The organism is Streptomyces sp. P5F9, assembly GCF_057961495.1.
Genome location: NZ_JBXVPZ010000389.1, coordinates 1 through 9,476 on the forward strand (window position 1 = coordinate 1; position 9,476 = coordinate 9,476).

A 9,476-nucleotide genomic window follows, 5' to 3' on the forward strand; every position below is an offset into this window, starting at 1 on the left:
GGACAGGGTGCGGGTGGTCATCGCCGAGGATTCAGTGCTGCTCAGGGAGGGCCTGACCCGGTTGTTGACCGACCGGGGGCACGACGTGGTGGCCGGGGTGGGCGACGGGGACGCGCTGGTCAAGACCATCACCGAGCTGGGCGAGCAGGGCGCGCTGCCGGACGTGGTCGTGGCCGACGTACGGATGCCGCCGACGCACACCGACGAGGGCGTCCGCGCGGCCGTGGAGTTGCGCAAGGCGCATCCCGGCCTCGGCGTGCTGGTGCTGTCGCAGTACGTGGAGGAGCGCTACGCCACCGAACTGCTGGCCGGTTCCACGCACGGCGTCGGCTATCTGCTGAAGGACCGGGTGGCCGAGGTGCGTGAGTTCGTCGACGCGGTGGTGCGCGTGGCCTCGGGCGGTACGGCGCTCGACCCGGAGGTGGTCGCGCAGCTGCTCGGGCGCAGCCGTAAGCAGGACGTGCTCGCCGGACTCACCCCGCGGGAGCGCGAGGTGCTGGGGCTGATGGCCGAAGGTCGGACGAACTCCGCGATAGCCCGGCAGCTCGTGGTGAGCGACGGCGCGGTCGAGAAGCACGTCAGCAACATCTTCCTGAAGCTCGGCCTGTCGCCGAGTGACGGGGATCACCGACGAGTTCTGGCCGTCCTCACCTACCTCAACTCCTGACAGAATCCTGCCAAACTGACACCGTGTCAGCTGTCCGGCCGCCGACCGGCGGTTGTTCACCGCCGTCGGTTTGCCGTCAGCCGAGTCCGAGACTCGGACAGCGCAATCCGAGAACCAGTCAACGCAACGGGAGCGTCGTCAAGGGAAGTGACGGGGGGCGGGAAATCATGACAAGTCAGGGCGCCTGGCCGTCTCAAAACAGCATCCATCATGCGAACGGCCGAAGGAAGGCGACCCTTACAGACGTAGGGTTGATCCTGGGAGGGTCGGCAGTACGACCATGCCCGGACAGCGTCCTCGAAGAGGAGGTCCAGTTCAGTGACCAGCCAGGTCAGTAGCCCAGCGGAGCAGGCCGACGGAGCCGTCGTCGGGGAACAACGCAAACCGGCGGGGGTGAAGGACGTCCACCGCCTGGACCGGGTGATCATCCGGTTCGCGGGTGACTCGGGTGACGGTATGCAGCTCACCGGTGACCGTTTCACCTCGGAGACGGCATCCTTCGGGAACGACCTCTCCACACTGCCGAACTTCCCGGCCGAGATCCGCGCCCCCGCAGGCACCCTGCCGGGGGTTTCGTCGTTCCAGCTGCATTTCGCCGACCACGACATCCTGACCCCGGGCGACGCGCCCAACGTGCTGGTCGCGATGAACCCGGCCGCCCTGAAGGCGAACATCGCCGATGTGCCGCGCGGTGCGGAGATCATCGTCAACACGGACGAGTTCACCAAACGCGCGCTGCAGAAGGTGGGTTACGCCGCCTCGCCCCTCGACGACGGGTCGCTGGACGGCTACAGCATGCACCCCGTCCCCCTCACCACCCTCACGGTCGAGGCGCTCAAGGACTTCGGTCTGACCCGCAAGGAGGCCGAGCGCAGCAAGAACATGTTCGCGCTGGGCCTGCTGTCGTGGATGTACCACCGGCCGACCGAGGGCACCGAGAAGTTCCTCAAGTCGAAGTTCGCGAAGAAACCCGAGATCGCGGCGGCCAACATCGCGGCGTTCAGGGCGGGTTGGAACTTCGGTGAGACGACGGAGGACTTCGCGGTCTCCTACGAGGTCGCCCCGGCCACCACCGCGTTCCCGACCGGCACCTACCGCAACATCTCCGGGAACCTCGCCCTGTCCTACGGCTTGGTCGCCGCGTCCCGGCAGGCGGACCTCCCCCTCTTCCTGGGCTCGTACCCGATCACCCCGGCCTCGGACATCCTGCACGAGCTGAGCCGGCACAAGAACTTCGGCGTACGGACCTTCCAGGCCGAGGACGAGATCGCGGGCATCGGCGCGGCGCTGGGGGCGGCCTTCGGCGGCTCCCTCGCGGTGACGACGACGAGCGGCCCGGGCGTGGCGCTGAAGAGCGAGACCATCGGTCTCGCCGTCTCCATGGAACTTCCGCTCCTCGTCCTGGACATCCAGCGAGGCGGCCCCTCCACCGGCCTGCCCACCAAGACGGAACAGGCCGACCTGCTCCAGGCGATGTTCGGGCGCAACGGCGAGGCGCCGGTCCCGATCGTCGCCCCGTGCACCCCGGCCGACTGCTTCGACGCGGCGATCGAGGCCGCGCGGATCGCGCTGACCTACCGCACCCCGGTGATGCTCCTCTCGGACGGCTACCTGGCCAACGGTTCCGAGCCCTGGCGCATCCCCGACATCGACGAACTCCCGGACCTCACCGTCCAGTTCGCGCAGGGCCCGAACCACACCCTGGACGACGGCACCGAGGTCTTCTGGCCCTACAAACGCGACCCGCAGACCCTGGCCCGCCCGTGGGCCATCCCCGGCACCCCCGGCCTGGAACACCGCATCGGCGGCATCGAGAAGCAGGACGGCACGGGCAACATCTCCTACGACCCCGCCAACCACGACTTCATGGTCCGCACCCGCCAGGCCAAGATCGACGGCATCGACGTACCGGATCTGGAGGTCGACGACCCGCACGGCGCGCGGACGCTGGTCCTGGGCTGGGGCTCGACGTTCGGCCCGATCACGGCGGCGGTCCGCCGCCTGCGGGGCGCCGGCGAGTCGATCGCGCAGGCGCACCTGCGCCACCTCAACCCCTTCCCCCGCAACCTCGGCGCGGTCCTCAAGCGCTACGACCGGGTGGTGATCCCCGAGATGAACCTCGGTCAGCTCGCCACGCTGGTGCGGGCGAAGTACCTGGTGGACGCGCACTCGTACAACCAGGTGAACGGCATGCCGTTCAAGGCTGAGCAGCTCGCCACGGCTCTCAAGGAGGCCATCGATGGCTGAGACGTCCACGGAAGGCACGGGCACGATCGAGGCACTTTCACTCGTCCCCAAGGCCGAGGCAGTGCAGTCCATGAAGGACTTCAAGTCCGATCAGGAAGTGCGCTGGTGCCCCGGCTGCGGTGACTACGCGATCCTCGCGGCGGTGCAGGGTTTCATGCCGGAACTGGGCCTCGCCAAGGAGAACATCGTCTTCGTCTCCGGCATCGGCTGCTCCTCCCGCTTCCCGTACTACATGAACACGTACGGCATGCACTCCATCCACGGCCGCGCGCCCGCGATCGCGACGGGCCTGGCCGCGTCCAGGCGGGACCTGTCGGTGTGGGTGGTCACGGGAGACGGCGACGCCCTGTCGATCGGCGGCAACCACCTGATCCACGCCCTGCGCCGCAACGTCAACCTGAAGATCCTCCTCTTCAACAACCGGATCTACGGCCTGACGAAGGGCCAGTACTCGCCGACCTCCGAGGTAGGCAAGATCACCAAGTCGACGCCGATGGGCTCGCTGGACGCGCCCTTCAACCCGGTGTCGCTGGCGATCGGCGCGGAGGCGTCCTTCGTCGCGAGGACGATCGACTCGGACCGCAAACACCTCACCCAGGTCCTCCGCGAGGCGGCCGCCCACCCCGGCACGGCCCTGGTCGAGATCTACCAGAACTGCAACATCTTCAACGACGGCGCCTTCGACGCGCTGAAGGACCGCCAGAAAGCCGAGGAAGCGGTCATCCGCCTGGAACACGGGCAGCCGATCCGCTTCGGCGCGGACGCTTCGCGCGGCGTGATCCGGGACGCGACGACGGGCGACCTGAAGGTGGTCGACGTAACCCCGGACAACGAGTCCCAGATCCTGGTCCACGACGCCCACGCGACCTCCCCCACAACCGCCTTCGCCCTCTCCCGCCTGGCCGACCCGGACACCCTGCACCACACCCCGATCGGTGTACTGCGCTCGGTGAAACGCCCGGTCTACGACACACAGATGGCCGACCAGCTCGACACGGCGATCGTGCAGAACGGCAAGGGCGACCTGGCGGCCCTGCTGGCGGGCGGGGACACCTGGACGGTTGTGGGCTGACGGTTCGTCTCGCTGTCGCGTGAGGGCCTGGGAGTGATTCCCGGGCCCTCTGCCTGTTCACGTCACGCGTCGGGGATGTCCCGCTTGGCGCGGAGGAGCGTGTCCGGTTCAGTTCTTCCGCCACGCGGCCGACCTGCCGAGCCAACTCCTGTATGGCCTCGGCCTGTTCTGACGCAACCATGCCGACCAGCCTGCCCCGCCCCCGAAAGCGGCGCGCGAGGCGGAAAGGGGGCGCACGGAAGGACGCGCCGCGCACAAGGCAGGACTAGAGCGCCCCGGCGGTACCGGCTCGCGCCTTCTCCGCGTCGTACGCCTCCCGCGCCTCCAGCACCCGCCCCATCCGGTCCGTGGCCCACAACGCCAGCCCCCGCACCTGTTCCGCCGCCTCGCGGCCCAGGTCGGTCAGGGAGTAGTCGACCCGCGGCGGGATCACCGGCTGGGCGTCGCGATGCACCAGGCCATCCCGCTCCAGGGTCTGCAGGGTCTGCGCCAGCATCTTCTCGCTCACCTGCCGGACCTCTCCGATCGCGCGGCGGAGTTCGCTGAAGCGGTAGGGGCGGTCGAGGAGCTCGATGAGGACCAGGACGCCCCAGCGGGACGTGACGTGTTCCATGATCAGCCGGTGCGGGCACATCGCCTCACCCACGGCGCGGCCACCGGTCATCTCTGCACTTACTGCCATGCCTGTACCTTACTTCAAAGTGGGTACTTTCCACTAGTTAGCGCCTCCCTTAGGGTTAGTGACACGCACCGCACCACACCGCACACCCACAAGGAGCTGTCACCCATGAGCATCGTCGTCACCGGAGCCACCGGACACCTCGGCCGTCACGTCGTGGAGCAGTTGCTGGAGAAGGTTCCGGCCGACCAGATCACAGCTGCCGTCCGTACGCCGGAGAAGGCCGCCGGCTTCGCGGAGCGCGGCGTGAAGATCGTGGTCGCGGACTACAACACCCCCGAGACCTTCGACACCGTCTTCGCCGCCGGCGACAAGGTGCTGCTGATCTCCGGCAACGAGTTCGAGAAGGGCCGCGTCGGACAGCACAAGGTCGTCATCGAGGCCGCGAAGGCCGCCGGTGTCGCGCTCCTCGCCTACACCAGCGCCCCCGGCACCCTCACCGCCGCCCTGGCCGACGACCACCGCGGCACCGAGGAGGCACTGCTGGCGTCCGGCGTGCCGTACACCCTGCTCCGCAACGGTTGGTACAACGAGAACTACACCGAGAACCTCGCCCCCGTGCTGGAGCACAACGCCGTCGTGGCCGCCGCCGGTGACGGCCGGGTCTCCTCCGCGAGCCGCGCCGACTACGCCGCTGCCGCCGTCACCGTCCTGACCGGCGAGGGCCACGAGAACCAGACGTACGAACTGGGCGGCGACGAGGCGTGGGGCTTCGCCGAGTACGCGGCCGAGCTGAGCCGGCAGACCGGCAAGGAGATCGCCTACAACAACGTGCCCGCCGAGACCCTCGTCGGCATCCTCACCGGCGCCGGCCTGCCCGAGCCGTTCGCCGCGATCCTCGTCGGCGTCGACGAGTCCATCGCGCAGGGCCAACTGGTCGTCTCCACCGGGGACTTGTCCCGCCTGTCGGGCCGCCCGACCACGCCGGTCAGCGAGTCGATCGCCATCGCGCTCAAGGGCTGACCCGCCTCCGGAGGGCCGCTCCCCCCGCCATCACGGCGCGACGACCGGGAACCCCTTGTCGGGAGTGCCCGTATGTCGGGCACCCCTCCCCGCCTGTCATGACCGTATGGCGATACGGCCATGACAGACGGGCCCGCCCGGCGCTACCTTCGTGCTGGCCGCGCCGACGCGGCCAGGGCACAGCGCGCGAAGGAGGGGGCCGTGAGCGGGAAGCCGAACGGCAAGCCGAAGGGCGAACAGCACCACATAGGACTGCTGAACGGCTTCGCGGCATACGGCATGTGGGGCCTGGTCCCGCTGTTCTGGCCGCTGCTCAAACCCGCCGGCGCCGCCGAGATCCTCGCCCACCGCATGGTGTGGTCGCTGGCCTTCGTCGCCGTGGCGCTCCTCGTGATCCGGCGCTGGGCCTGGGCCGGTGAACTCCTGCGCCAGCCACGCAAGTTGGGCCTCGTCACGATCGCCGCGGCCTTCATCACCGTCAACTGGGGCGTCTACATCTGGGCCGTGAACAGCGGCCACGTCGTCGAGGCCTCGCTCGGCTACTTCATCAACCCCCTCGTCACCATCGCGATGGGCGTCCTCCTCCTGAAGGAACGCCTGCGCCCGGCACAGTGGGCCGCGGTCGGCGTAGGCCTGGCCGCCGTGATCGTCCTGGCGGTCGGCTACGGCCAGCCACCCTGGATCTCCCTCTGCCTGGCCTTCTCCTTCGCGACGTACGGCCTGGTGAAGAAGAAGGTCAACCTCGGCGGCATCGAGTCCCTGGCCGCGGAGACGGCGATCCAGTTCCTGCCGGCGCTCGCCTACCTGCTGTGGCTCGGCGCGCACGGCGAGGCGACCTTCGCCCAGGAGGGCGTCGGCCACGCCACCCTGCTCGCCTCCACCGGCATCGTCACCGCACTCCCCCTCGTCTGCTTCGGCGCGGCGGCGATCCGGGTGCCGTTGTCGACCCTGGGCCTGCTCCAGTACCTGGCCCCGGTCTTCCAGTTCCTGCTGGGCATCCTGTACTTCCACGAGTCCATGCCACCCGCACGCTGGGCGGGCTTCGCGCTGGTATGGCTGGCCCTCGTCCTCCTGACGACGGACGCATGGCGCACGGCACGCAGGGGTAGGGCGGCAGCAGCAGCGGCGGCGGTCCCCCAGGAGAGGTCCCCGGCCGCAAGTCCGAACCCGGTGGACACGGTGGAGGCGTAGCCCCGCAGGCACACCGCACCGATGCCAGAGTGAAGGGCATGGCGAAGACACCCACCCCACTCCACTGGAAACTGGTCATCGACGCGGCCGACCCGCACGCCCAGGCGGACTTCTGGGCGGCCGCGCTCCACTACGAGCCCGAGGACAACAGCACTCTCGTCCGACAGCTCCTGGAAATGGGCGCGTTGCCCGCGGCGGCGACCGTCGACTTCCACGGCCGCCCGGCCTTCCGCGACCTGATGGCCGTACGCCACCCCGACGACCCCTACGACAAGGACCGCGGCACGGGCCTGGGCCGCCGGCTCCTCTTCCAGCGGGTCCCGGAGCCGAAAACCACCAAGAACCGCCTCCACCTCGACCTGCACCCGGGCCCGGACCACCGTGAGGCCGAGGTGGAACGCCTCACGGCCCTGGGCGCAAGCGTCCTGCGCCGGGTGATGGAACCGGCCGGCGCATGGGTCGTGATGACGGACCCCGAGGGGAACGAGTTCTGCGTGGCCTAGAGGGCGGCCTTCACTCAGCAGCCCTACGGGCGCGCTCCGTGAGGCGCCCCATACGGGCGCGGGCGGACTCCAGTTCCTCTATGTCCTCCACGGCGGGCCCGTCCCCGGCGGTGAGTTCGGTCCACAGGTCGATGAGGTCGCGGCCGAGGGCGAGGCCCTGCTCCGGGTCGCGTACGGCACGCCAGGCCGTGGCCGCGCTCTGGACGTTGCCGTAGGCGGCCTCCGCGTCGTGGGCGCGGTGGCGGATGCGGGCGAGGTCGAGGGAGAGGTGGAAGGCGCGGAGCGGGTCACCGGCCAAGTAGGCGATGTAGGCGGCGAGTTCACGCAACCGCAGAACCTCGGAGTGCTCAGGCCCGAGAGCACCCGCCGCATCCGCGACGGTCCGCTCCGCAAGACCCGCCGCCTCGTCGATCCGCCCCGCCTTGACGGCCTCGTTGATCCGCACCATCGGCTCGATGAGAAACGCGGTCCCCGCGCCGTCGGTCGTCACCGGTTCGTCCCCCAGCACGGCCTCTGCCACGGCGTCGAACCCGCGCGCGGGCGTCGGCTTGGGGTCCGGTTCCGGGGCGGTGAGGGCGAGGTCGGGAATGGGGATGGCGGCAGGACGGGAGGCACGTTCAGGAGCGACCGGCGGCACATCCGCGACCGGCGCCGCATCCATCACCGGCGGCGGCCCGAACGCCCCCGTAGGCGCCTGGACCGACCCCAGCGGCGCACCCCCCTCGGCCGACTCCGGCACGGCGTGCAAAGGGAACGTGGGCGCCGACTCCCCCACCGACTCAGGCACGGCCCGCAGCGGAAAGGTCGGAACCACCTCCCCCTCCGCCACCGGAGCGGACACGGCCCGCAGCCGATGAGTCACCGGATCACCACTCGCCCCAGGGCGATTCTCAGATTCCGGTTCAAGTTCTACGACGTCCGCAGAGACCCCCGGCGGCAGCGCGGGCACCGGCGGAAACCCACCACCCGGGGCACTCCCCTCACCCGCACCTCCACCCGCACCGACGATCGCCCAAGGCTCCGCCGAGAAGTGACTGGACCCGTCCGGATCGATCTGGAGCGGAACGACGTACCCGATGCGATCGTCGTGGATGGTCGCCTGCACGGGATGCCCCGTGGCCGAGGCGATGCGATGAAGGTGACTCAGCACCGCCTGCTGGATCTCCTCCCCCGCGACGACCGCGACCGGCACTCCACCGATCGACGCACCACCGGCGCCCGGGCCGTCCACGGGTACGCGTACCTCGAAAGGTGACGCGGCGGGTGCCGAGCGTGCGGCTCGCTTCTGTTCCCGCTTCTTCTCGCGGCTGAATCGAGTCATCGGTTCCCTCACTCGCATGCGTCGGGGAGGCGGCCCGCGTTCCCCAGCGTCAAGATCCGTTCGTACGCGTACTGTTGAGTCTCGCCGTTCCCTTCAGGTTCTCAGGTCACCGCGACGTCACAGCCTCGTCCCAGGAGTTCCGTGAGCACCGGCGGGGTCACGAGGGAGGAGTTCGGTCATGCAGACAGGTGGACGGCAGGGCCCGGAGATCTGGCTCCGCGGACCGGCACCGCTACCGGTGGACGACGGCCCGCACGCAAGGACACCGGAAGCACCCGAGCGCCCCTCCAGTATCCCCGCCGGCATCGCCACCACCCCACGCCGCCGCTTCTCCTGGGTCGCCACCCACGGCGGCACCGGCGCCACCACCCTCGCCTCGGTCTACGGCGGCCAGGACTGCGGCCGCGACTGGCCGGGCCCCGAGGACCCGCCGTCGATCCTGCTCGTCGCCCGCACGCATGCCACAGGGCTGGCCGCCGTCTCCCGCGCCCTGGAGGCCTTCCGGCGCGGTGAGGCACCCGCAGGGCTCGACCTGGACGCCGTAGTCCTCGTAGCGGACGCCCCCGGCCGCCTCCCCCGCCAACTCGCCCAGCACATCAAGGCCATCGAATCGGTGATCGACGTCTACCGCGTCCCCTGGGTCCCGGCCTGGCGCATCGGCGACCTCACCGGCGAACCACCCCGCGAGACAGAGGCCCTGGCCCGCCTCACAGGCACGATCCGGCGCCCCCGCTGACACACACCCCAGCCCCACGAGCCCGCAGCCGCCGACGCAACGGGAGCGGGTCGTGGCGGTACGGCGCAGCCCGCCGCGTACCCGGCACCAACCCGCT

10 protein-coding genes are annotated in these 9,476 nt (G+C 70.0%); 8 read left to right on the forward strand and 2 right to left on the reverse strand.

Going from position 1 to position 9,476, the window contains the following annotated elements; translation table 11 throughout:
• The 3 genes from AC31A1_RS39520 to AC31A1_RS39530 form a co-directional block, all read left to right on the forward strand.
• Positions 1 to 667, forward strand: a 667-nt coding sequence (locus tag AC31A1_RS39520; RefSeq protein WP_489657910.1) for a LuxR C-terminal-related transcriptional regulator, incomplete at its 5' end; no start/stop codon positions are given.
• Positions 668 to 985: 318 nt separating this feature from the next.
• A complete protein-coding gene (locus tag AC31A1_RS39525; protein WP_489657911.1) occupies positions 986 to 2,914 on the forward strand; it encodes a 2-oxoacid:acceptor oxidoreductase subunit alpha in 1,929 nt (642 codons plus the stop codon).
• Positions 2,907 to 3,986, forward strand: coding sequence for a 2-oxoacid:ferredoxin oxidoreductase subunit beta (locus tag AC31A1_RS39530; protein ID WP_489657912.1), 1,080 nt, complete (start codon positions 2,907 to 2,909; stop codon positions 3,984 to 3,986). The genes AC31A1_RS39525 and AC31A1_RS39530 overlap by 8 nt, the downstream gene beginning before the upstream one ends.
• Positions 3,987 to 4,251: 265 nt before the next feature.
• On the opposite strand, the gene AC31A1_RS39535 is transcribed toward AC31A1_RS39530, so the two are convergent.
• On the reverse strand, positions 4,252 to 4,668 hold the full coding sequence (locus tag AC31A1_RS39535) for a winged helix-turn-helix transcriptional regulator (protein WP_489657913.1): 417 nt from the start codon (positions 4,666 to 4,668) through the stop codon (positions 4,252 to 4,254).
• Positions 4,669 to 4,773: 105 nt separating this feature from the next.
• On the opposite strand from AC31A1_RS39535, the gene AC31A1_RS39540 reads away from it, so the two are divergent.
• The 3 genes from AC31A1_RS39540 to AC31A1_RS39550 all read left to right on the forward strand — a co-directional run bounded on the left by AC31A1_RS39540 (position 4,774) and on the right by AC31A1_RS39550 (position 7,322).
• Positions 4,774 to 5,628 (forward strand): SDR family oxidoreductase, encoded by an 855-nt coding sequence (locus AC31A1_RS39540; RefSeq protein WP_489657914.1) that lies wholly within the window; start codon positions 4,774 to 4,776, stop codon positions 5,626 to 5,628.
• Between the two features lie 201 nt (positions 5,629 to 5,829).
• Positions 5,830 to 6,819 carry an EamA family transporter RarD gene (rarD, locus tag AC31A1_RS39545; RefSeq protein WP_489657915.1) on the forward strand — a complete coding sequence of 330 codons (990 nt, stop codon included), beginning with the start codon at positions 5,830 to 5,832 and terminating at the stop codon, positions 6,817 to 6,819.
• A 38-nt stretch (positions 6,820 to 6,857) separates the two neighbouring features.
• On the forward strand, positions 6,858 to 7,322 hold the full coding sequence (locus AC31A1_RS39550; RefSeq protein ID WP_489657916.1) for a VOC family protein: 465 nt from the start codon (positions 6,858 to 6,860) through the stop codon (positions 7,320 to 7,322).
• Positions 7,323 to 7,332: 10 nt separating this feature from the next.
• Here AC31A1_RS39550 and AC31A1_RS39555 read toward each other — a convergent pair whose 3' ends face one another.
• Positions 7,333 to 8,109, reverse strand: a complete 777-nt coding sequence (locus AC31A1_RS39555) for a hypothetical protein (protein WP_489657917.1) — start codon at positions 8,107 to 8,109, stop codon at positions 7,333 to 7,335.
• A 345-nt stretch (positions 8,110 to 8,454) separates the two neighbouring features.
• Here AC31A1_RS39555 and AC31A1_RS39560 point away from each other — a divergent pair, with 345 nt between their 5' ends.
• Both AC31A1_RS39560 and AC31A1_RS39565 read left to right on the forward strand, forming a co-directional pair.
• Positions 8,455 to 8,577: a hypothetical protein gene (locus AC31A1_RS39560; RefSeq protein ID WP_489657918.1), complete on the forward strand. Its 123-nt coding sequence runs from the start codon at positions 8,455 to 8,457 to the stop codon at positions 8,575 to 8,577.
• 244 nt (positions 8,578 to 8,821) lie between these two features.
• Complete coding sequence (locus tag AC31A1_RS39565; protein ID WP_489657919.1) at positions 8,822 to 9,379, forward strand: DUF6668 family protein; 558 nt, start codon at positions 8,822 to 8,824, stop codon at positions 9,377 to 9,379.
• Positions 9,380 to 9,476: the final 97 nt, after the last annotated feature.

What these genes read in the sequence shown, in the direction of transcription:
- AC31A1_RS39530 (WP_489657912.1), top strand. Translation starts at nt 2,907, where the DNA reads ATGGCTGAGACGTCCACGGAAGGCACGGGCACGATCGAGGCACTTTCA.
- AC31A1_RS39535 (WP_489657913.1), bottom strand. Translation starts at nt 4,668, where the DNA reads ATGGCAGTAAGTGCAGAGATGACCGGTGGCCGCGCCGTGGGTGAGGCG.
- AC31A1_RS39540 (WP_489657914.1), top strand. Translation starts at nt 4,774, where the DNA reads ATGAGCATCGTCGTCACCGGAGCCACCGGACACCTCGGCCGTCACGTC.
- AC31A1_RS39550 (WP_489657916.1), top strand. Translation starts at nt 6,858, where the DNA reads ATGGCGAAGACACCCACCCCACTCCACTGGAAACTGGTCATCGACGCG.
- AC31A1_RS39560 (WP_489657918.1), top strand. Translation starts at nt 8,455, where the DNA reads ATGAAGGTGACTCAGCACCGCCTGCTGGATCTCCTCCCCCGCGACGAC.
- AC31A1_RS39565 (WP_489657919.1), top strand. Translation starts at nt 8,822, where the DNA reads ATGCAGACAGGTGGACGGCAGGGCCCGGAGATCTGGCTCCGCGGACCG.